21 protein-coding genes and 2 tRNA genes are annotated in these 19,822 nt (G+C 64.5%); 14 read left to right on the plus strand and 9 right to left on the minus strand.

All coding sequences use genetic code 11. The annotated features are described in order from the left end of the window. Positions 1 to 51: 51 nt before the first annotated feature. Complete coding sequence (locus tag ACQR1B_RS07690) at positions 52 to 543, plus strand: PaaI family thioesterase (protein WP_434832016.1); 492 nt, start codon at positions 52 to 54, stop codon at positions 541 to 543. 31 nt (positions 544 to 574) lie between these two features. Here the strand turns inward: ACQR1B_RS07690 and ACQR1B_RS07695 are convergent, their stop codons facing one another. Next, positions 575 to 901, minus strand: a complete 327-nt coding sequence (locus tag ACQR1B_RS07695) for an ArsR/SmtB family transcription factor (RefSeq protein WP_434832017.1) — start codon at positions 899 to 901, stop codon at positions 575 to 577. A gap of 88 nt (positions 902 to 989) precedes the next feature. Here ACQR1B_RS07695 and ACQR1B_RS07700 point away from each other — a divergent pair, with 88 nt between their 5' ends. The 4 genes from ACQR1B_RS07700 (at position 990) to ACQR1B_RS07715 (ending at position 3,704) form a co-directional block, all read left to right on the plus strand. Continuing rightward, on the plus strand, positions 990 to 1,412 hold the full coding sequence (locus ACQR1B_RS07700) for a YeeE/YedE family protein (RefSeq protein WP_434832018.1): 423 nt from the start codon (positions 990 to 992) through the stop codon (positions 1,410 to 1,412). A gap of 7 nt (positions 1,413 to 1,419) precedes the next feature. Continuing rightward, complete coding sequence (locus ACQR1B_RS07705; protein WP_434832019.1) at positions 1,420 to 1,872, plus strand: DUF6691 family protein; 453 nt, start codon at positions 1,420 to 1,422, stop codon at positions 1,870 to 1,872. Between the two features lie 29 nt (positions 1,873 to 1,901). Next, complete coding sequence (locus tag ACQR1B_RS07710) at positions 1,902 to 2,795, plus strand: MBL fold metallo-hydrolase (RefSeq protein ID WP_434832020.1); 894 nt, start codon at positions 1,902 to 1,904, stop codon at positions 2,793 to 2,795. 114 nt (positions 2,796 to 2,909) lie between these two features. Further along, positions 2,910 to 3,704: a sulfite exporter TauE/SafE family protein gene (locus ACQR1B_RS07715; protein ID WP_434832313.1), complete on the plus strand. Its 795-nt coding sequence runs from the start codon at positions 2,910 to 2,912 to the stop codon at positions 3,702 to 3,704. A 101-nt stretch (positions 3,705 to 3,805) separates the two neighbouring features. Here ACQR1B_RS07715 and ACQR1B_RS07720 read toward each other — a convergent pair whose 3' ends face one another. Continuing rightward, entirely contained in the window at positions 3,806 to 4,333 is a 528-nt protein-coding gene (locus tag ACQR1B_RS07720) for a Dps family protein (RefSeq protein ID WP_434832021.1), read from the minus strand. A gap of 108 nt (positions 4,334 to 4,441) precedes the next feature. On the opposite strand from ACQR1B_RS07720, the gene ACQR1B_RS07725 reads away from it, so the two are divergent. Further along, entirely contained in the window at positions 4,442 to 5,146 is a 705-nt protein-coding gene (locus tag ACQR1B_RS07725) for a class I SAM-dependent methyltransferase (protein ID WP_434832022.1), read from the plus strand. A gap of 94 nt (positions 5,147 to 5,240) precedes the next feature. Next, positions 5,241 to 5,317, plus strand: a tRNA-OTHER gene (locus ACQR1B_RS07730). A gap of 74 nt (positions 5,318 to 5,391) precedes the next feature. Here ACQR1B_RS07730 and ACQR1B_RS07735 read toward each other — a convergent pair. Further along, a complete protein-coding gene (locus ACQR1B_RS07735; RefSeq protein WP_434832023.1) occupies positions 5,392 to 5,760 on the minus strand; it encodes an ArsR/SmtB family transcription factor in 369 nt (122 codons plus the stop codon). A 118-nt stretch (positions 5,761 to 5,878) separates the two neighbouring features. Between ACQR1B_RS07735 and ACQR1B_RS07740 the strand changes: the two genes are divergently transcribed. From ACQR1B_RS07740 to ACQR1B_RS07755, 4 genes are all read left to right on the plus strand, one after another. Continuing rightward, the gene (locus ACQR1B_RS07740) at positions 5,879 to 7,039 is read left to right on the plus strand and encodes an MFS transporter (RefSeq protein WP_434832024.1); all 1,161 of its coding nucleotides are present in this window, start codon (positions 5,879 to 5,881) and stop codon (positions 7,037 to 7,039) included. A 164-nt stretch (positions 7,040 to 7,203) separates the two neighbouring features. Then, the gene (gene carB, locus ACQR1B_RS07745) at positions 7,204 to 10,668 is read left to right on the plus strand and encodes a carbamoyl-phosphate synthase large subunit (RefSeq protein ID WP_434832025.1); all 3,465 of its coding nucleotides are present in this window, start codon (positions 7,204 to 7,206) and stop codon (positions 10,666 to 10,668) included. 211 nt (positions 10,669 to 10,879) lie between these two features. Further along, positions 10,880 to 11,356, plus strand: a complete 477-nt coding sequence (greA, locus tag ACQR1B_RS07750; RefSeq protein ID WP_434832026.1) for a transcription elongation factor GreA — start codon at positions 10,880 to 10,882, stop codon at positions 11,354 to 11,356. A 243-nt stretch (positions 11,357 to 11,599) separates the two neighbouring features. Further along, entirely contained in the window at positions 11,600 to 11,998 is a 399-nt protein-coding gene (locus ACQR1B_RS07755) for a DoxX family protein (protein WP_434832027.1), read from the plus strand. Between the two features lie 86 nt (positions 11,999 to 12,084). Here ACQR1B_RS07755 and ACQR1B_RS07760 read toward each other — a convergent pair whose 3' ends face one another. Beyond that, entirely contained in the window at positions 12,085 to 12,564 is a 480-nt protein-coding gene (locus tag ACQR1B_RS07760) for an Lrp/AsnC family transcriptional regulator (RefSeq protein ID WP_434832028.1), read from the minus strand. Positions 12,565 to 12,847: 283 nt separating this feature from the next. Here ACQR1B_RS07760 and trxB point away from each other — a divergent pair, with 283 nt between their 5' ends. The 3 genes from trxB to ACQR1B_RS07775 all read left to right on the plus strand — a co-directional run bounded on the left by trxB (position 12,848) and on the right by ACQR1B_RS07775 (position 16,132). Beyond that, a complete protein-coding gene (trxB, locus tag ACQR1B_RS07765; RefSeq protein ID WP_434832029.1) occupies positions 12,848 to 13,813 on the plus strand; it encodes a thioredoxin-disulfide reductase in 966 nt (321 codons plus the stop codon). Positions 13,814 to 13,820: 7 nt separating this feature from the next. Further along, complete coding sequence (locus ACQR1B_RS07770; RefSeq protein ID WP_006610484.1) at positions 13,821 to 14,744, plus strand: LysR family transcriptional regulator; 924 nt, start codon at positions 13,821 to 13,823, stop codon at positions 14,742 to 14,744. Positions 14,745 to 15,208: 464 nt separating this feature from the next. Continuing rightward, a complete protein-coding gene (locus tag ACQR1B_RS07775; RefSeq protein ID WP_434832030.1) occupies positions 15,209 to 16,132 on the plus strand; it encodes a 4-hydroxy-tetrahydrodipicolinate synthase family protein in 924 nt (307 codons plus the stop codon). Positions 16,133 to 16,611: 479 nt separating this feature from the next. Here ACQR1B_RS07775 and ACQR1B_RS07780 read toward each other — a convergent pair whose 3' ends face one another. The 5 genes from ACQR1B_RS07780 to ACQR1B_RS07800 form a co-directional block, all read right to left on the minus strand. Continuing rightward, positions 16,612 to 17,289, minus strand: a complete 678-nt coding sequence (locus tag ACQR1B_RS07780; RefSeq protein ID WP_006610486.1) for a ParA family protein — start codon at positions 17,287 to 17,289, stop codon at positions 16,612 to 16,614. 282 nt (positions 17,290 to 17,571) lie between these two features. Further along, positions 17,572 to 17,913 carry a hypothetical protein gene (locus ACQR1B_RS07785; protein WP_434832031.1) on the minus strand — a complete coding sequence of 114 codons (342 nt, stop codon included), beginning with the start codon at positions 17,911 to 17,913 and terminating at the stop codon, positions 17,572 to 17,574. A 338-nt stretch (positions 17,914 to 18,251) separates the two neighbouring features. Further along, positions 18,252 to 18,328: transfer RNA gene (locus tag ACQR1B_RS07790), tRNA-His, on the minus strand. Positions 18,329 to 18,582: 254 nt separating this feature from the next. Continuing rightward, positions 18,583 to 19,017: a phasin gene (locus ACQR1B_RS07795; RefSeq protein WP_434832032.1), complete on the minus strand. Its 435-nt coding sequence runs from the start codon at positions 19,015 to 19,017 to the stop codon at positions 18,583 to 18,585. A 243-nt stretch (positions 19,018 to 19,260) separates the two neighbouring features. After that, positions 19,261 to 19,641, minus strand: coding sequence for a phasin (locus ACQR1B_RS07800; RefSeq protein ID WP_434832033.1), 381 nt, complete (start codon positions 19,639 to 19,641; stop codon positions 19,261 to 19,263). Positions 19,642 to 19,822: the final 181 nt, after the last annotated feature.

Below are 19,822 nucleotides of genomic sequence, written 5' to 3' on the forward strand. Positions count from 1 at the left end.
TCAAGGCGGCTTCTTTTATATGATTTGTATCATTCTTTGGAGATGGGCGGCATGAGCGAGATAGGCCAGGATGAGGTGTTCGGCGTGGTGCCGCTGGAGGTGCTGGCCTCGATGCCGGGGCTCGATTTCGTGCGCGGCGTCTTTGCAGGCACCTTGCCGCAGCCGCCGATCATGCAGACCATCGCGCCGTTCGACTGCACGGCGGAGGCCGGGCAGGTCGTGATGCACAGCGTGCCGGGCCTGAGGCACTACAACCCGATCGGCTCGGTGCATGGCGGCTACGCCGCCACTCTGCTCGATTCCGCGATGGGGCTCGCGGTCCACAGCATGTGCCCGCGGGGCAGCGGCTACACCACCCTGGAGTTCAAGGTGTCGTTCATCAAGGCCATGACCGAGGGTACCGGCGTGGTGAAGACCGAAGGCAAGACGCTGTCGTTCGGCCGCCGCGCCGCGACCGCCGAAGCGCGCATCACCGATGCGCAGGGCCGCCTGCTGGCCCATGCCACGACGACCTGTCTGGTGTTCGAGCTGCTGAAGGCCTGAGGCTGGACCGGCGGCCAACGCCTGCCGCCGGTCAGGCGCAGTACAGCCGATACAGCGTCTGCAGGATCTCGCGGACTTCGTGGCTCGCCAGCCGATAATAGATGGTCTGGCCCTCGCGCCGCGTCGCGACCAGATCGAGCGCGCGCATCATCGCAAGATGCTGCGACAGCGCCGCCTGGCGCAGGCCGACCTGCTCGGCCAATTCGCCGACGGCTCGCTCGCCCTCGATCAGGTTGCAGAGCACCAACAGCCGCTTCGGGTTGGCCATGGCCGTGAGCAGGCGTGCGGCCTCTTCCGCCTTGTCTTCGAGACCCGCCACCGAGGCAGGCTTGGCTTTGCGCGCGGTCCGCGTTGTCATGATTGTTACTTTATGAAGTTCGTATATAAGCAATAATGCATACGAAACTTGATTGCAACAGGCTTCGTTTTCGAGGAACCGGCGCGAGATGATCACAGAATACACGGCCCTCACCGCGCTCGCCGGCGGCGCTCTGATCGGTGTCGCAGCCGTCACGATGATGGCCTTGACCGGACGGATCGCGGGCGTCAGCGGAATTGCCGCCCGGCTGCTGCCGCCCTGGGACGGCGCGCTCGCCGGCCAGGTCGCGTTCATAGCCGGCCTCGTCATGGCGACACTCGCCGTTCGTGCCGCCACGGGGCACCTGCCGCCGCTCACGCTCGAGGTCGGCCCGGTCGCCCTCGTCGCAGCCGGGCTGCTGGTCGGCTTCGGCGCGGTCTGGGGCAACGGCTGCACCTCCGGCCACGGCGTCTGCGGCATCGCCAGCCTGTCCCCCCGCTCGCTCGTCGCGACGCTGGTGTTCATGGCGACGGCGGTCGCAACCACATTCCTCGTCCGGCATGTGATGTGAGGCGGTGATGGTCATTCTGATCCAGTTCGTCGTCGGGCTCGTGTTCGGATTAGGGCTGCTGCTGTCCGGCATGTCCAATCCGGAGAAGGTGCTGAACTTCCTCGATCTCGCCGCGATCCGCAGCGGCGGCTGGGATCCCAGCCTCATCCTGGTGATGGCCGGCGCGGTGACCGTCACCTTCGTCGGCTTCCGTCTCGTCTTCCGGCGCCAGCGCCCCATCCTGGACGACCGCTTCCATCTGCCGTCCTCGCAGACCCTGGATTGGCGAATCGCAACGGGTCCTGCGATCTTCGGCATCGGCTGGGGCCTTGCCGGCATCTGCCCGGGTCCGGCCTTCGTGGCGCTCGGCTACGGCTCGCCTGCAATCCCGCTGTTCGTCGTTGCGATGATGATCGGAATGGCTGCGGCCCGCATGCTCGCGAACCGGCAGCCGTCGCTCCCTGCCGCTCTCTCGGAATGAAACAGAAACGCCCTTCGACGGAGGTTCGAATGTCCCGCATCCCGCATCCGGTCGATTTGTCCGTGACGCCCGAGGTCACCCCGTTCTTCGATCCGGCCACCAATACCGTGAGCTACGTCGTCAAGGACCCGAACTCGCCATCCTGCGCCGTGATCGATACGGTCATGGACATCGACTATGCGTCCGGGCGGATCGCGCCCACCTCGGCCGACCGGATCATTCGCCTGATCGAGGATCGCGGCTGGCACCTCGATTGGCTGATCGAGACCCACGTCCACGCCGATCATCTGTCGGCTGCGCCCTACATCCAGTCCCGGCTGGGCGGCAACATCGGCATCGGCGCCGACATCAGAATCGTGCAGGAGACGTTCGGCAAGATCTTCAACGAAGGCACCGAGTTTCAGCGCGACGGCAGCCAGTTCGACCGCCTGTTCCAGGACGGCGACACCTACCGGATCGGCGGCATGGCGGCCTTCGCCATGCATACGCCGGGGCACACACCGGCCTGCATGACCCATGTCATCGGCGACGCCGCGTTCGTCGGCGACACCCTGTTCATGCCCGATGGCGGCTCGGCGCGGGCGGACTTCCCGGGAGGAGATGCCCGCACGCTCTATCGCTCGATCCGTCGGGTGCTGGAATTGCCGGACGCGACGCGGCTGTTCATGTGCCACGACTACGGTCCGGATGGTCGCGACATCCGCTGGGAGACGACCGTCGCAGAACAGCGCGCACACAACATCCATGTCCGTGACGGCATCACCGAAGATCAGTTCGTCGCAGCCCGCGAGGCGCGCGACCGCACCTTGGACATGCCCAGGCTGATCATTCCCTCATTGCAGGTGAACATGAAGGCCGGGCAGTTGCCGACGCCGGATGCGAACGGGCGCCGCTACTTGAAGGTCCCACTCAACGCGCTGTGAGTAGGCCGCGTGCCCCTCAACCGGAGCAGGCCGTCTGCGCGGTCTGCTCCGTTCTCTTCCCTGCCTGCCGCGTCCCCCCGTGGGGCCCCTGACGACGATCCGGAGCATCACATGATGACCTTGCCCGCCGCCGAGCTTGTGCTCGGCTCGCTGTCCGGCTCGCTCGTCGGCTTTACGCTCGGCCTGATCGGCGGCGGCGGATCCGTTCTGGCCGTCCCGCTGATGGTCTACCTGGTCGGCGTCGCCAATCCTCACGTTGCGATCGGCACCAGCGCCGTCGCCGTGGCTGTGAATGCCGCCGCCAATCTCGCCAATCACGCCCGCGCCGGCCACGTCAAATGGCCCTGCGCGCTGGCGTTTGCGGCAACCGGTGTGATCGGCGCCTTCGCGGGCTCGACGCTGGGCAAGATGGTCGACGGTCAGAAGCTGCTGCTGCTATTTGCCCTGGTCATGATCGCCATCGGATTTCTGATGCTGCGCAAACGCGGCAGTGACAGCCTGTCTGACGTCGAGCTTTCACGCGACAACTTGTTGCCGCTGCTGGCGTTCGGCTTCGGCACCGGAGCGCTGTCCGGCTTCTTCGGCATCGGCGGCGGCTTCCTGATCGTGCCGGCCCTGATGTTCGCGACGGGCATGCCGATCCTCTACGCCATCGGCTCCTCACTCGTATCCGTCACGGCCTTTGGCCTGACGACAGCGGCCAACTACGCGCTGTCGGGTCTGGTCGATTGGGTCTTGGCGGCAATCTTCCTGGTGGCCGGCATCGCCGGTGGTCTCGCCGGCGCAAAACTCGCTGCGCGCTTGTCCGGAACGCGCGGCACCTTGAACAAGATGTTCGCGACGATGGTCTTCGTGGTGGCCGTCTACATGATCTATCGCAGCTCGATCGCGATCGGCAGCGTCAGCTAGCGCGGGGCCGATCGTCCGCATGCGAGTGGACGCATCGCCAGCACCGAGGAGACGCGCCACTTCGTGCTGCGCGTCCCCCTGTCATGTCTCGGGCGATCGGCTCACGCCGCGTTGCTGCCTTCCTGGCGGCTGGCCTCGAACAGGAACCAGGTCCGGCGCTCGGTCTCGTCGATGAAGGTTTCCAGCAGGCCCGCGCTCGCCGGATCGTCGTTGTCGTCGCACAGTTGGTGCGCCTTCCGCATCGCGGCCGCCATATGCTTGTTGTCCTCCATCAACTCCCGCAGCATCTCGCGCGGCGGCACATACTCCTCGTTGTTGTCCTTGATGGTCTGCAGCTTGCTGATCTGACTGATCGATTTCAGCGTGGTGCCGCCGAGCTTGCGCACCCGCTCGGCCAGTTGGTCCGTGGTGGCGAAGATGGCGTCCGACTGCTGGTCCAGCATCTCGTGATAGTCATGAAAATGCCGGCCGCTGACGTGCCAGTGGAAATTCTTGGTCTTGAGGTAGAGCGCAAAGGCGTCGGCCAGCAGCGTGTTCAAGGCCGTCGAAATCGTGTTCACGGCGTCGGGCGACAGATCGGTCGGAGTGTCGAGCTCGGGGGCGGTCTTGTCGGTCTTTGCTTTACTCACGGCTTTGCCTTCCTGTTAGAACCAGCAATGGACAGGGATGATCGGACCCGTTAACGCTCGTCAACCCCTCCGGTTCCGATCAAGGAACTGTGTTCGCCGGAACCCGCCATGGACGATTGGATCGACTATTACGATTCCACGCACACGATCTATGCGAGCAAGCTGCATCGCGACCTGCACTTCGAGGTCATCGCGCGCGACATCGTCGGCTACATCCCCTCCTCCGATGCCGTGGTGCTGGATTATTCCTGCGGCGAGGCGCTGTCGGCCGCCAAGGTCGCCGAAGCCTGCATGACGCTGATCCTGGCGGAGCCGGCCCCCGGCGTGCGCGGCCGGCTGATCGCCCGCTTTGCGCCCAATACCAAGATCCGGGTGCGCTCGCTCGACGAGTTGCGCAACATGCAGGAAGGGTCGATTGACCTCGTCGTCATGAACTCGGTCGCGCAATACATGAGCGAAGCCGAATTCGATGCGGCGCTGGCGGTGATCCGGCGGCTGTTGAAGCCGTCGGGACAGTTCGTGCTGGGCGATGTTCTGCGCCCCGAGGTCGGCATGGTCCGTGACGTGCTGGCGCTGCTGATGTTCGCCGCGCGGCACGGGTTTCTCAAGGATGCGCTGGTCGGACTTGTGGCCACCGCCCTGTCCGACTACCGGCAACTGCGGAGCAAGGTCGGCCTGCAGCGCTACAGCCAAGCCGACGTCCTTGCACGACTGCAGCGAGCCGGCCTCAGCGCCGTCCGCGCGCCCAAGAACATCGGCCACAACCCCTGGCGCATGACTTTCTTGGCCAAGCCCTCGAGCCGAACCGCTTGATCCGCCGAGCCCGCCCCGCAATATCCGGCAAACGGATTAGGGTTAATGGCAACACGGGCTGGCTCACGCAGCCGCGAGAGGTAAGATCGGCCCCGGCCCGGTGGCGGAAGCTACGACGCGAAGAGCGGTGCAACGCTCTTGAACCTGGTTCAAGTCCAGGCCGGGCCTCCAGCCTTTGCCAATACGCCACCTCGATTCGGCAGCATCATCCCCCCGCGTATCGTGCGCGGGCGGCAGGCCGGATTTCAGACCGCCGTCACGAGCTCGCAATCCGGCAATTGCAGCCGTTCGGCATCCCGGGTGGCGGCAGAAATGATCGCGGCCAGCAAGCCGGGAAAGCGCGCCTCGAGGTCATCGCGCCGCAGCCGTATAAAACGCGTGGTGCCCGAGATTCGCGTCTGGATCAGCCCCGCCTCGCGTAGCCGGGCGAAGTGGTAGGCCAGGTTGGATTTGCCGCTGAGCACGTTGAAATCGCCACAGCGCAGCTCGCTCGCGGCGTGCTCCAGCCGGGCGAGATTGTACACGATGGCGAGCCGGATCGGATCGCCGAGGCAATCCATCAGCGCCGGCAGCTCGATCTGATCGCGAGTGGGATGATGGGGAGCTCGACTCATGACTAGATCATAGTGGGCGGCAGCGGCGCTCTCAATGTTCAATATTTATCGAACCAATTGACAAAGACCAAGCGGCAATCAATAGTTCAATGAATATTGAACCATGGGGCGATGAACCATGCTCGTGACGTGGCTGGCGCTGGCAACCTTTGCGATCGGGACCGAAGCTTTCGTGATTGCGGGTCTGTTGCCGGCGATCTCCGCCGATCTTGGCATCTCGGCGGCCACCGCGGGTCAGCTGGTGACCGCCTATTCCCTGGCCTATGCCATCGGCTCGCCCCTGCTCGCCGTGCTGTTCAACAATGTCGACCGAAAGACGGTGCTGATCCTGGCGCTATCCTTCTTTATCGCGAGCAACCTGCTCGCTGTCGTCGCGCCCGGCTATCCGCTGCTGATGATCTCCCGGGTTCTCATGGCCCTCGGCGCCGGCCTTTGCACGCCGACCGCAATCGGGATTGCGGTCGCGATCTCTGCGCCGGAGCGCCGCGGCCGCGCGGTCGCGCTGGTAACCTCCGGCCTGACGGTCGCGACCGTGATCGGCGTGCCGCTCGGCACCTTCGTCGGGAGCCAGGCGTCCTGGCGGGCAACCTTCCTTCTGGTCGCAGCGCTCGGGGCCATTGCCCTGATCGGCGTGCTTCTGCGGGTTCCACCCAAGCTGCCCAATGCGGCCCCGAGCCTCGGCAGCCGCCTTGCGGTCGCCCGGCATGAATCCGTGATTTATGCGGTCGTGACAACGACGCTTTGGGCGATCGGCGGCCTCACCGTGTTCACCTATCTGGCGGTTCCGCTTCACGGTCTCGGCTTCAGTTCCAATGAGATCAGCTTGGCGCTTCTGGTGTTCGGCTCCGCCGCCGCGGTGGGCAATGTCCTCGGCGGGATCTTGGCCGATCGAATTGGCCCGACCCCGACGATGGCAATGAGCCTCGCAGGCATGGCGAGTGCACTCGGGCTGCTGTCGTTGACGCTGAAAGCAGTCGCCCCCGAGCTGAGCCATTACCTCGTGCTGCTTCCAATCGCCGCCTGGGGCCTCTGCGGCTGGAGCTTCTTCCCGGCCCAGGCCGCAAGCCTGATCCGGATCGAGCCTCAGGCCGCAACAGTTGTCCTGTCGCTCAACTCCTCGTTCATGTATCTTGGCTTCGCGCTTGGCGGCGCGCTCGGCGGGATCGTGCTCACGACGGCCGCTCCAGCCCATCTCGGTTGGGTCGGCGGGCTCAGCGTCGGCGCCGGGCTGGTGGTTCTCGCCCTCCGGCACCGGCGGGAGCGATTGAAACTCGCGTAAAATTGCCCGTTGATGGCGATCTAAGGCCCTTTTCGCTCGGAGGAAACTGGTCTAAAGACCGCTCGCGCGCGAGAACTGGTCGCGCCTTGGCCTTACGGGGACGCGCGGTAAGCGCGCCCTTTTTTTGTGCCCAATTCCTGCACGTTCCTTGCCCGTGAGCTTGAATGCCGAAACGAACCGACATCTCGACCATCCTGATCATTGGCGCCGGTCCGATCGTGATCGGCCAGGCCTGCGAATTCGACTATTCGGGAACGCAGGCGGTGAAGGCGCTGAAGGAGGAGGGCTATCGCGTCGTCCTCGTCAATTCCAATCCGGCCACGATCATGACCGATCCGGAATTGGCCGATGCGACCTATATCGAGCCGATCACGCCGGAGATCGTCGCCAAGATCATCGAGAAGGAACGCCATGTCGTTCCCGGCGGTTTCGCCCTGCTGCCGACCATGGGTGGCCAGACCGCGCTGAACTGCGCGCTGTCGCTGCGCCGGCAGGGGACGCTGGAGAAGTTCGACGTCGAGATGATCGGCGCCACCGCTGATGCGATCGACAAGGCGGAAGACCGCCAGCTGTTCCGCAACGCGATGGAGAAGATCGGCCTGCAGACCCCGAAGTCGCGGCTCGCCAATGCGTCGGCGCTGAAAAAGTCCTATCGCGACAAATATCACGCCGAACGCGAGAAGCTCTCGGGCCCTGAGCGCGACGAACTCGACCGGCAGTGGGCGCTCGGCGAGAATGATCGCCGCAAGCGCTACCAGGAGCATGCGCTCGGCGAAGCGCTGATGGCGCTGTCGGAGATCGGCCTGCCCGCCATCATCCGGCCGTCCTTCACGATGGGCGGCACCGGCGGCGGCATCGCCTACAACAAGGAAGAATTCCTCGACATCATCGAGCGCGGTCTCGACGCCTCCCCCACCAACGAAGTGCTGATCGAAGAGTCGGTGCTCGGGTGGAAGGAGTACGAGATGGAGGTGGTCCGCGACAAGAAGGACAACTGCATCATCGTCTGCTCGATCGAGAACCTCGATCCGATGGGCGTGCATACCGGCGACTCGATCACGGTGGCGCCGGCGCTGACCTTGACCGACAAGGAATACCAGATCATGCGCGACGCCTCGCTGGCGGTGCTGCGCGAGATCGGCGTCGAGACCGGCGGCTCCAACGTGCAGTTCGGCGTCAATCCGGCGGACGGCCGCATGGTCGTGATCGAGATGAACCCGCGGGTGTCGCGCTCCTCGGCGCTGGCCTCGAAGGCCACCGGCTTTCCGATTGCCAAGGTCGCGGCCAAGCTGGCGGTCGGCTACACGCTCGACGAGATCGCCAACGACATCACCGGTGGTGCGACCCCGGCCTCGTTCGAGCCGACGATCGACTACGTCGTCACCAAGATCCCGCGCTTCGCCTTCGAGAAATTCCCGGGCGCCTCGACCACACTGACGACCTCGATGAAGTCGGTCGGCGAGGTGATGGCGATCGGCCGCACCTTCCAGGAGAGCCTGCAGAAGGCGCTGCGTGGCCTGGAGACCGGACTCACCGGCCTCGACGAGATCGACATCGACGGTCTCGGCCGCGGCGACGACAAGAATGCGATCCGCGCAGCGCTGGGCACGCCGACCCCGAACCGCCTGCTGCAGGTGGCGCAGGCGATGCGGCTCGGCTGGTCGGATGAGGATATCTTCAATTCCTGCAAGATCGACCGCTGGTTCCTGGCGCAGATGCGCGGCATCGTCGACATGGAAGACAAGGTGCGCCGCAACGGCCTGCCGCCGAATGCGAGCGGCATGCGCACGCTGAAGGCCATGGGCTTCTCGGATGCGCGGCTCGCGGTGCTGGCCAACACCACCGAAGCCGATGTCGCCGCCAAACGGCAGGCCCTCGGCGTGCGCCCCGCGTTCAAGCGCATCGACACCTGCGCGGCGGAATTCGCTTCGCCCACCGCCTACATGTATTCGAGCTACGAGACGCCGTTCGCAGGCACCCTCGCCGACGAGAGCGCACCGTCGGACAAGAAGAAGGTCATCATTCTCGGCGGCGGCCCGAACCGGATCGGCCAGGGCATCGAGTTCGACTATTGCTGCTGCCATGCCTGTTTCGCACTGGCCGACGCCGGCTACGAGACGATCATGGTCAACTGCAATCCGGAGACGGTGTCGACCGACTACGACACTGCCGACCGGCTGTATTTCGAGCCGCTGACCGCCGAGGACGTGCTCGAGATCATCGCCACCGAGCGCACGAACGGCACCGTGCATGGCGTGATCGTGCAGTTCGGCGGCCAGACGCCGCTGAAGCTCGCGCGCGCGCTGGAGGCGGCCGACGTGCCGATCCTCGGCACCTCGCCGGAAGCCATCGACCTCGCCGAGGACCGTGACCGCTTCAAGCGCATCCTCGACAAGCTGCATCTGAAGCAGCCGAAGAACGGCATCGCCTATTCCGTCGAGCAGGCGCGCCTGGTTGCGGCCGATCTCGGCCTGCCGCTGGTGGTGCGCCCGTCCTACGTGCTCGGCGGCCGCGCCATGCAGATCATCCGCGAGGACAACCAGCTCAGCGACTACCTGCTCGGCACCCTGCCCGAGCTGGTGCCTGCCGACGTCAAGGCGCGCTATCCGAACGACAAGACCGGCCAGATCAACACGGTGCTCGGTAAGAATCCGCTGCTGTTCGACCGCTATCTGTCGGATGCGACCGAGATCGACGTCGACTGCCTTTGCGACGGCAAGGACACCTTCATCGTCGGCATCATGGAGCACATCGAGGAGGCCGGCATCCATTCCGGCGACTCCGCCTGCTCGCTGCCGCCGCATTCGCTCGACGAGGCGACCATCGCCGAGTTGGAGCGGCAGACCCGGGAGCTCGCGCTCGGGCTCGACGTGGTCGGTCTGATGAACGTGCAATATGCGATCAAGGACGGCACCATCTACGTGCTCGAGGTCAATCCGCGCGCCTCGCGCACGGTGCCCTTCGTGGCCAAGGTGGTCGGCACGCCGGTCGCCAAGATCGCGGCGCGAATCATGGCCGGCGAGAAGCTTGCTGATTTCGGCCTGACCAAGCGCGCGCTCAAGCATGTCGGCGTCAAGGAATCGGTCTTCCCGTTCGCCCGCTTCCCCGGCGTCGACACCGTGCTCGGCCCCGAGATGCGTTCGACCGGCGAGGTGATGGGCATCGACCGCTCGTTTGCCGTGGCCTTTGCCAAGAGCCAGCTCGGCGGCGGCACGCGCGTGCCGCGCAAGGGCACGGTGTTCGTCTCGGTGCGCGAGAGCGACAAGGCCCGCATCACCGAAGTGGTGAGGATGCTGCACGAGCTCGGCTTCAAGGTGGTCGCGACCTCGGGCACGCAGCGCTTCCTCACTGATCAGGGCGTGCCGACCGAGAAGATCAACAAGGTGCTGGAAGGCCGGCCGCACATCGTGGACGCCATTACCAATGGCGACATCCAGCTCGTCTTCAACACCACGGAAGGTCCGCAGGCGCTGGCCGACAGCCGATCACTGCGGCGCGCTGCCCTCTTGCATAAAGTGCCGTATTACACCACTCTTTCGGGTGCCGTGGCGGCCGCACAAGGCATCCGTGCCTATCTCGGGGGAGACCTCGAGGTCCGCACCCTGCAGAGTTACTTTTCCGAAAACTAGTCGCGACGCGCGGGCAAACGCCCGCTAAGCGATTGGCAACAATCGGCAATAAGGCCTCTCGGTAGGAACTCGCCGCCCCGTTAGATGTTGGTCCGGCCTTTCACGGGTTGGTATGAGCGGGCTTTCGGGCTTTGCTTTGAGCCGCGAAGGCCTATTCTGAAGATGCTGATCGTGCGCGCCTCTTGCCCGCACGGCTGAAGGACGAGAAGAGATGGTGGAAAAGGTTCCGATGACCGCGGGCGGCTACGCCGCGCTGGAGACCGAGCTGAAGCAGCGACAGTCGGTGGACCGCCCGCGCATCATCGAGCACATCGCCGAAGCGCGCTCGCATGGCGACCTGTCGGAGAACGCGGAATACCATGCCGCCAAGGAAGAGCAGTCGCACAATGAGGGCCGCATCGCCGAGCTCGAGGACAAGCTCGCGCGTGCCGACATCATCGATGTCGCCAAGCTGTCCGGCGACACGATCAAATTCGGCGCGACCGTGACCCTGATCGACGAGGACACCGAGAAGAAGACGGTCTGGCAGATCGTCGGCGAGGTCGAGGCGGACGCCAAGAAGGGCAAGATCTCCATCACTTCGCCGCTCGCGCGCGCCCTGATCGGCAAGAAGATGGGGACGACCGTCGAGGTCATGGCGCCGGGCGGCGCCAAATCCTACGAGATCGCCAAGGTCGAGTGGCGCTGAGACGCGCCGCGTCCGCTCCGAACGAATCGAAGGGCTCCGCCATGGCGGGGCCCTTCGCCGTTTCGGCGGTCGCAGTGCGGCCGGGTTACGGCGCTTCTGCGGTACACGCTCAATTCATCCCAGGACCGCCACATGACGGTGACGCAGTTTCCGTAATCAGCTAATTCTGGGGCGACGAGCCGCGCCGCAACGATCGGTCCGGCGAGGTCGCATCATGATTTTATGATTGGGGGACGATCACACATGGAGCAGATGCTCTCGAAATGGCAACCGGCTGTACTCAGCCTGTTTCGCTTCATCACCGGCCTGTTGCTGTTTCAATACGGCGTGGCGAAGATCTTCAAGTTTCCGGCCGTGGAGATGTTTGCCAAAGTTCAGCTGATGTCGCTTTACGGCGCGGCTGGCTTGCTCGAACTGGTACTCGGCGGATTGCTGATCCTCGGGCTGTTGACGCGCCCGGTTGCCTTCATCCTGTCGGGTGAGATGGCCTTCGCCTACTTCATGGGCCACTTCCCGCGGGGGTTCTTCCCGGTCGTCAATAACGGCTCGCTGGCGATCGCCCTCTGCTTTGCCTGCCTCTATCTGGCAACCTCCGGCGGCGGTCCGATCAGTCTGGATGCGCTGCTTCGCAAGAAGAGCTGATCTCTTTCGCGTCCCGTTCGCTTCGCAACAGCGAGCTTCCGGGTTCAGCCTCCGCAGGGGGCTGGACCCGCAGTGCCAGCCGGGGTTCACCCGCGTCCCTTGACCTCGAGCGGCACCGCCGCCTCGTACTTCGAATTGTGCAGCACCAGCGAAGTCCGCACATTTCGCACGTGCGGCGCTGCCGTCAGGTGCGTGACGAACTCCTGAAACGTCGCCATGTCCGGCGCTACGCATTTCAGGATGAAATCGACCTCGCCGGACAACATCCAGCATTCCCGCACCAGCGGCTCCGAGCGCACGAATTCCTCGAACGCCTTCAGGTCGGCGTCCGCCTGGCTCGACAGGTGCACCGCGGCGAACACGGTGACGTCGAAGCCGAGCTTGCGCGGATCGAGCAGGCCCCGATAGCCGGTGATGTAGCCCTCCTCTTCCAGCGTCCTGACGCGCCGCAGGCATGGCGGCGGCGAGATGCCGACCCGCTTGGCCAGCTCGACATTGGTGATCCTGCCATCGGCCTGGATTTCGCTGAGGATTTTGAGATCGATTTCGTCAAGATTCTTGGTCACGGGGATTGCAGGCTCTGGCGGGAACTGGGAGATGAAGACTCCGGGGCGGATGGCAACTCTCTTAGCGCAAGCCGGCCAATTTGCGTAATTTTATTACTCTACATTTCCCCTGTTGACCGGGTCGTGAAGGGAAAATTCGCCGAGATGCGTTGCAATTCTTGCATGGCTTGCCAGATGGCTTAGACTTGGTTTTGACATTTTCAATGGGGCTTCGGGGCGCTTCTTCCATGTATTCCGCGCGCTGCGTCGTCAATTCTCCTCTTTCCAGCGAGTCATCGTGCCCATGCAAGCTCCGATCCATGCCAAAGTCGTCATCATCGGTTCCGGCCCTGCCGGGTATACGGCGGCGATCTACGCGGCACGGGCCATGCTTGAGCCGGTCCTGATTCAGGGCATCCAGCCGGGAGGCCAGCTCACGATCACGACCGACGTCGAGAACTATCCGGGCTTCGCCGACGTCATCCAGGGCCCCTGGCTGATGGAGCAGATGGAGAAGCAGGCGACACATGTCGGCGCCAAGGTCAGGACCGACCTGGTGACCAAGCTCGAACTTGGACAGCGCCCGTTCCGCCTGACCTGCGATTCCGGCGACGTCTACCTCGCCGAGACGGTCATCCTGGCCACCGGCGCCCAGGCGCGCTGGCTCGGGCTGCCGTCGGAGGAGACCTTCAAGGGGTTTGGCGTCTCGGCCTGCGCGACCTGTGACGGCTTCTTCTATCGCGGCAAGGAGGTCGTCGTGGTCGGCGGCGGCAACACCGCGGTCGAAGAAGCGCTGTTCCTGACCAATTTCGCATCCACGGTCACGGTCGTGCACCGGCGCGATCATTTCCGGGCCGAGCGAATTCTGCAGGAGCGGCTGTTCAAGCATCCCAAGATCAAGGTCGTCTGGGACAGCGCGCTGGACGAGATCTGCGGTGCCAGCTCGCCGTCGAAGGTGACGCATGTCCGGCTCAAGAACGTCAAATCCGGTGCGGTGTCCGAGCTGCCGGCCGACGGCGTGTTCGTCGCCATCGGCCATGCGCCCGCCACGGAGCTGGTCGCAGGTCAGTTGAAGCTGAAGCCATCCGGTTACGTCGAGGTGGTGCCGGGCTCGACCGCGACCTCGGTCCCCGGCGTATTCGCCGCCGGCGACGTCGCCGACGAAACCTATCGGCAGGCGATCACCGCCGCCGGCATGGGCTGCATGGCCGCCCTCGAGGCCGAACGCTTCATCGCCCAGGCGGCGAGCGAACGCGCCGCGGCAGAATGAACTGAAGATGCCACGATCACGGGATGGATTTACGGATATGGATTGGGACAAGCTGAAGGTGTTTCACGCAGCGGCGGAAGCTGGCAGCTTCACGCATGCCGGGGAGCAGCTCGGGCTGTCGCAATCGGCCGTGTCACGGCAGGTGAGCGCGCTGGAACAGGAGCTGGCGGTCTCGCTGTTCCATCGCCACGCCCGCGGCCTGATCCTCACTGAGCAAGGCGACCTCTTGTTCCGTACCGCGCATGACGTCTTCATGCAGCTGCAGGCGGCCCGCGCCAAGTTGACCGACAGCCGCGAGCGGCCGAGCGGCGATCTGAAGATCACCACCACGCCCGGCGTCGGCATCAACTGGCTGATCCCGCGGCTCGGCGAATTCACCGCGATGTATCCGGAGATCCGGATCTCGCTGATCGTCACCGACGAGGAACTCGACCTGTCGATGCGCGAGGCCGACGTGGCGATCCGCACCCGCAAGCCGACCCAGCCCGACCTGATCCAGCGCAAGCTGTTCGCGATCAGCTTCCATGCCTATTGCTCTCCCGAATATGTGAAGCGCTTCGGCACCCCGCGAACCCTCGACGAGCTCGACGATCATCGCATCATCATGCTCGCCGACGGCCAGGTCGCGCCGCATCTGCAGAACCGCAGCTGGCTGGTCGACGCCGGCCGCAACGGCTCCGGTCCGCGCGAAGCCTATTTCAGGGTCAACAACATCCTCGGCCTGGTGCGCGCCTGCCAGCAGGGCCTCGGCATCGCCGCGCTGCCCGACTATCTCGTCGAAGAAAACAGCCGGCTGGTGCAGTTGTTCGGCGAGTCGGACTCGATCCAGCTCGACACCTACTTCGTCTATCCCGAGGAATTGAAGACGGTGGCGCGGGTCCAGGTGTTCCGTGACTTCGTCGTGAGCAAAGCGCAGCGCTGGCCGGCCTGAGATTGTGCATGTCTGACATGCGGCTTGCATGGTTGCTGCAGGGCCGTGTCGAAGATCATACTGTACGGGTACTGAGTACCGGCGTTGCGCATTGTCCCCCTCCTCCAGTGGCGCAGGCGCTCAGGAATCCTTCTTGGAAGGTGATTGTGTCGGCCGCGTTGGCCACAACCTCCAGCCGGGCTCATTGGGCCCGGCTATTTTTTTGGCTCGGCTGTATTTGTTCCAGCTATTTTTGTCTCAGCGCCCGGGGATCGTTGACAGCACCGCTTGCACCGCGCATGTAGGGGTCATGTCCACGTCGTCGCACGTCAAGTCGTCGTCGAAAAAAGGTCCCCGCCCGGGGACATGTGGACGCGCGCGCTAGAATCTCTCCAGAGTTCACCGCCGCATCACCAGCCCCGCCGCAAGGACGGGGCTTTTTTGCGTGTCCCGTCTCCGGCCTCAACACCCCAAGGAGATGGACCATGATCGACCCTCGAACGCGACTGCAAGGACTTTGGCTACCACTGATCACGCCGTTCCGCGACGGCGCGCTGGATGAGGCATCCTTGCGCAATCTGATCCGGCACTACGCGGCCAAGCCGATCGATGGACTGGTGCTCGGCGCGACCTCCGGCGAAGGGCTGGCACTGTCATGGGAGGAGCGCGCAAGGCTGGTCCATGTGGTCCGCGACGAACTCGCGGTCCTGGCGCGGCCGCTGCCGATCTGTCTCGGTGTCGGCGGCGTGGCGACGGCCGACCTGATCGAGGCGCTCGCGCGAACCGCATCGTGGCCGATCGACTTCTACCTGATCTCGAGCCCGCCTTACGTGCGTCCCTCGCAGCGCGGGCTGCTGGCGCACTTCACGGCCCTGGCTGATCACGCCGCCCATCCGATCGTCCTCTACAACATTCCGTATCGCGCCGCGGTCGGCCTCGACAATTTGACGCTGCTGCAGCTCGCCGGCCATCCGGGCATTGCGGGCCTCAAGGATTGCTGCGCCAACCGCATGCAGACGCGGGACCTGATCGCGCGCCGGTCGCCCGGCTTCCGCATCCTGACCGGCGAGGACGCGCAGAGCTTCGATGCGCTGCAGGCCGGCGCCGACGGCGCCATCCTGCTGTCCGCGCATCTGGAGACCGAGACGTTCGGCGCAATCCTGCAGCATGTCCGTGCCGGCCGTCACGACGCGGCAGCGGCCTGCTGGGCCGAGGTCGAGGATCTCACGCGGCTGCTATTCACCGAGCCGAGCCCGGCCCCGGCGAAGTACTGGCTGGCGCGGACCGGCGTGATCGCCAGCGCGGAGGTACGGCTGCCGATGGTGGAGGTTGGCGCCGAGCTCGCCGCGCGGCTGGACTGCGAGATCGAACGCCGCCGAGCGACCTCGATGCAGAGCCGCGTGGCCTGAGCCGCGCCGCCAGCGATCCCGGCTCCCGCCTCGATTGTCGAGATCGGGCGCAGGGCCGGCCGTTTGGCGGCCTCCGAACGGGGCCACGGTGGGCGCGCTCCCCCGTGGTTTCGTCGGAGCTAACGAACGCGCTCAAATGTCACGAAGTCGGCAACCAGCTTCTTAAAGACATTCCAGTATCGATGTTGAAAACGTCGAAGAGCGCGGGGGCGTCGTGGCTTTGCAGGATCCAACATTCCCTGAGCGTCAGGGCTTCAGCATCGAGGACATTCTCTGGGCGGTCGGGATCTGGTCCGTGATCCTCACACTGACGCCAGCGATCGCATTCTATGTGCTGATGGTCTCCTAACCTCGCCGCGCACTCCGCGCGGCGTCGGGCCAGGATCGCGATACGATCCGATCGGCTCGAACGGGAGACCGGTTCCAGCCACGAAAAACGCGCGGAAACCCGCGCGTCGATGACCGGCTTGGTCGAAGGATCAGGCCGCCTGCTTGTGCATCGCGCCGTTGGCCGACACCGTGCCGCGAATCGCCTTCACCGACCGCTCGATCGCAGCCCACAGGCGCGCGATCTCGGCCGCAGCGCGGCCTTCCGCGTAATATTCGCGCACGCCCTCGCCCTGCCCCAGCGCCATCAGCAGATCGGCGCGGTTGGTGATCTGTCCGCCCCACACCGGCGCCTTGAACTTGGCCAGCGCTTCGCGGGCGATGGTGACGATCGGGCTTTCGGCGTCGTCGCGGCGCGCCGGCGCACCGTTGAGAACGACCGCATAGGGCTTGCGCGCGGCGCGGCAGGTCTGGATCGTCTCTTGTACCGCGTTGACGTCGAACACGCCGGGGCGCGCCGGGATGATCACCATGGTCGCGTTCTTGATCGCGTCCTCGACGACGGCCGAGATCGTCGGCGGCGTATCGATCAGCACCCACTCGACGCCGTCGCGGCGGGCCGCGGACACGATCGCGCTCACCGAGTTCACCGCGGTCTTGATCGGCGGCTCGTTGGTGCCGCGCAGCTTGTGCCAGAGCGTCAGCGACCCCTGAGGATCGGCGTCGATGAGCAGACAAGACTTGCTCGCCTTGATCTGCGCAGCGAGATGGGCGGCCAGGGTGCTCTTGCCTGAACCGCCCTTACGCGATGCGAAAACAATAACGTTCATACCTTGGCCTCCAGATTGACCCCAGCCGCGAAAATGAATCAGCGGACTGATTCGCGGAAGATAAATTTAGCGATTGAGGAGACGTAACTCCTGATTGCCGACCCCATTGGTTTTTGCGTCACACCGAACGTTGAAAGACGAGCAGATCGTGCCGCGTCATTCGACAACATCCGGTCATGCCCGGACGCATTTGCATGCTGAGGCTGCGCCGATGGGTTGGAACGAACTGCGTCCACGACTCACGTCCGCTCTCGTGGCGTCGAATCCGGCATCATGCCGTGTTCAGGTCGCGTCCGGCCGCGGCAACTTCTTCGTCTTGCGTGCGACTGCATTCGCGGGCTTCCTCGCCGCGGCAGGCCGGATGATCATCGGCCGGTCCGCGCGTCCCGATGACGCAGCCTGGCGCGGCTGCGGTCCGAACTGGGCGCGACAAGGCGGCGACAGCTCCGCCTGGCGGCGGACCATGCAGGCGGTGACGCGATCGACGTCGGGAATCTCGGAACTACAAAGCCGAAAAGCGTCGCCCGTGCACGCCTGCTCCTGCTCGGCGGTGTAGGCGCGCGCCGCGTTCGGCACGAACAGCGCGGCGGCCGCGATCAGTACTCCAGCAATGCGTGGATCCATCCGCCTCATCGTCCCCGCCCCGATATGGCCACAAAGTGTGATCGAACGAGGCTGGATTCGCAAGGCGCAGCGTCGTGCCGCGTTACTAATTGAGCGAAGCGAACGACAGGCGAAGGCGCTGGGCAGCGATATATCCGTCGAAATACGGGGCGGAATCGGATCGGAATTCCAGGAGAACGCGGCGCGCGCACCACACGGTGCAAAGCGCGGCGCCAGATGCCGCAGTCACGCTAACGCTCCGGACCATCACGACCGGCCCCTGCCACGGATCGAGTTGCGACACGGCCAAGTCAACGAGATGAAGGAAGTGGCGGACCGAAATGCGATTGTCCCGATCATGGTACAGTTGGGTGGGCTCGAACCACCGACCTCCTGTTCCACAGACAGGCGCTCTAACCAACTGAGCTACAACTGCATCGCCATGGGATCGCCGCGCGTGGGGGCGTCCGAACGCGCCGGAAACTAGGTGCAACGGCGGAATTTGGCAAGGCCGAGAACGGATAAAGTGGCCCGCCCCACCGCCGTTTTTTGATGCCTTTCTGGGCTGTTCTGGAGCCTGCTCAGAATACGGGCTCAAAACGATCGAGCCCGCACGCGATGCGCCGGGCTCGGGATTCGTGGCCAGTTGCGCCGGGCTCCTCTCCGCAGGGACGACCGGCGGGGGGTGTCTCAGGCCGCCGGCTTGAACAGCTTCGAGGCGCTTTCCTTGATCGGCTCGACCGTCTCGGTGGCGACCTTCTGGCCGAGTTCCCCGAGCTCCTTGGCTTGGGCGGTGAACGTCTCGAACTGCTTGCGCGTGAACCCGGTCCACAGCTCCAGCGCCTCGGACGGCGACTTGATGCCGAGCAGCTCCTGGGCAAAATCCAGCGAAGACGTCGTGTTGACCTTCATGAACTCCATCACCTTCGAGGAGTAGGCACCGGCGCCCTTGCTGGCATTGGCGAAGAAGGCCTCGATGGCTGAATTGTGGGTCTCCGCCGCGTCCTTGAACTTGGCGTAGTTCTCGCGGGCCTGCGAGACGCCTTTTTCGGCGAGCGCGCGCACCTGTTCGGGAACCTCGAACGGAATGATAGAGGCGGAGAAAGGATCGGCGGCATTGGTCATGGCATGCATCCTTGGAAGATTGAGACTAACCGTCCCGGCAATCGGGAAGTCACTTTTGGATCACGCAGAGGAAACGCCCCTGGGAGGCAACAACAACCTCCCGTAGAGCTATATCGTGTCGATATTGTGCAACGCAATGAGAATTCCACTATCAGGAACTCCCCATCATCCCTAAGTGGTGTAAAACAACAAAATCAATCAATGAGTGCGGTCGTCGCAGGCGTCGCAGCGCTTCGGAGACCGCTACGTCTTCGGTTTGGTCGCGTCGATCGCCGCTCTGCTGATGGCCTGGCCCATCTCGCTGGCCTGCTCGGCCAGCGATCGCATCTGGCCTTGCACGAACTCGCTGTGCAGCTTCAGCACCTCGGGCAGATCCTTGGCGTGGACCAGCGACTGAGCGTAGTCCAGCGACGTCTGCACGTTCTTCTCGGCATAGGACAGCACCTTCGCGCCGATGTCCTTCGCCCCGGCCCGCACGGTGGCGCCGCGCTCCTCCAGCGAGCCGGCCGTCGCCTCCGCCCCCGCAAGGAACTTCTCGAAGTTCTGGCGCGCCTGATCGAAGCCGGCCTCGGCCATCGCGCGCATGTCCTTCGGAATTTCGAAGCGGCGTCCGTCGTCAATCATGGGTGCTCTCCTCCTGCTGCCTCCGAGCCGCCCGAGGCGGGCCCGGAAGGAACACATTAAGGTTATCCAAGCTTTAGCAGGACATGGGCACGGCGCTGCCGTGGACCTCCGCCCTCAAAACGCGCGATAGTAACGAATTCTTAACGCTGCCAGTTCCGGCCGCAGATCAAACTCACGAGAG

It is taken from the genome of Bradyrhizobium oligotrophicum (genome assembly GCF_051168495.1).
Lineage (GTDB): Bacteria > Pseudomonadota > Alphaproteobacteria > Rhizobiales > Xanthobacteraceae > Bradyrhizobium > Bradyrhizobium oligotrophicum_A.

Excerpts from the sequence above, each read along its gene's own strand:
- ACQR1B_RS07735 (WP_434832023.1), bottom strand. The coding sequence starts at position 5,760 with ATGAGTCGAGCTCCCCATCATCCCACTCGCGATCAGATCGAGCTGCCG.
- ACQR1B_RS07710 (WP_434832020.1), top strand. The coding sequence starts at position 1,902 with ATGTCCCGCATCCCGCATCCGGTCGATTTGTCCGTGACGCCCGAGGTC.
- ACQR1B_RS07700 (WP_434832018.1), top strand. The coding sequence starts at position 990 with ATGATCACAGAATACACGGCCCTCACCGCGCTCGCCGGCGGCGCTCTG.
- ACQR1B_RS07690 (WP_434832016.1), top strand. The coding sequence starts at position 52 with ATGAGCGAGATAGGCCAGGATGAGGTGTTCGGCGTGGTGCCGCTGGAG.
- carB (WP_434832025.1), top strand. The coding sequence starts at position 7,204 with ATGCCGAAACGAACCGACATCTCGACCATCCTGATCATTGGCGCCGGT.
- ACQR1B_RS07775 (WP_434832030.1), top strand. The coding sequence starts at position 15,209 with ATGATCGACCCTCGAACGCGACTGCAAGGACTTTGGCTACCACTGATC.
- ACQR1B_RS07725 (WP_434832022.1), top strand. The coding sequence starts at position 4,442 with ATGGACGATTGGATCGACTATTACGATTCCACGCACACGATCTATGCG.
- ACQR1B_RS07795 (WP_434832032.1), bottom strand. The coding sequence starts at position 19,017 with ATGACCAATGCCGCCGATCCTTTCTCCGCCTCTATCATTCCGTTCGAG.
- ACQR1B_RS07695 (WP_434832017.1), bottom strand. The coding sequence starts at position 901 with ATGACAACGCGGACCGCGCGCAAAGCCAAGCCTGCCTCGGTGGCGGGT.
- ACQR1B_RS07770 (WP_006610484.1), top strand. The coding sequence starts at position 13,821 with ATGCCACGATCACGGGATGGATTTACGGATATGGATTGGGACAAGCTG.
- ACQR1B_RS07780 (WP_006610486.1), bottom strand. The coding sequence starts at position 17,289 with ATGAACGTTATTGTTTTCGCATCGCGTAAGGGCGGTTCAGGCAAGAGC.
- ACQR1B_RS07800 (WP_434832033.1), bottom strand. The coding sequence starts at position 19,641 with ATGATTGACGACGGACGCCGCTTCGAAATTCCGAAGGACATGCGCGCG.
- ACQR1B_RS07785 (WP_434832031.1), bottom strand. The coding sequence starts at position 17,913 with ATGGATCCACGCATTGCTGGAGTACTGATCGCGGCCGCCGCGCTGTTC.
- ACQR1B_RS07740 (WP_434832024.1), top strand. The coding sequence starts at position 5,879 with ATGCTCGTGACGTGGCTGGCGCTGGCAACCTTTGCGATCGGGACCGAA.
- ACQR1B_RS07755 (WP_434832027.1), top strand. The coding sequence starts at position 11,600 with ATGGAGCAGATGCTCTCGAAATGGCAACCGGCTGTACTCAGCCTGTTT.
- ACQR1B_RS07705 (WP_434832019.1), top strand. The coding sequence starts at position 1,420 with ATGGTCATTCTGATCCAGTTCGTCGTCGGGCTCGTGTTCGGATTAGGG.
- greA (WP_434832026.1), top strand. The coding sequence starts at position 10,880 with ATGGTGGAAAAGGTTCCGATGACCGCGGGCGGCTACGCCGCGCTGGAG.
- ACQR1B_RS07715 (WP_434832313.1), top strand. The coding sequence starts at position 2,910 with ATGACCTTGCCCGCCGCCGAGCTTGTGCTCGGCTCGCTGTCCGGCTCG.
- trxB (WP_434832029.1), top strand. The coding sequence starts at position 12,848 with ATGCAAGCTCCGATCCATGCCAAAGTCGTCATCATCGGTTCCGGCCCT.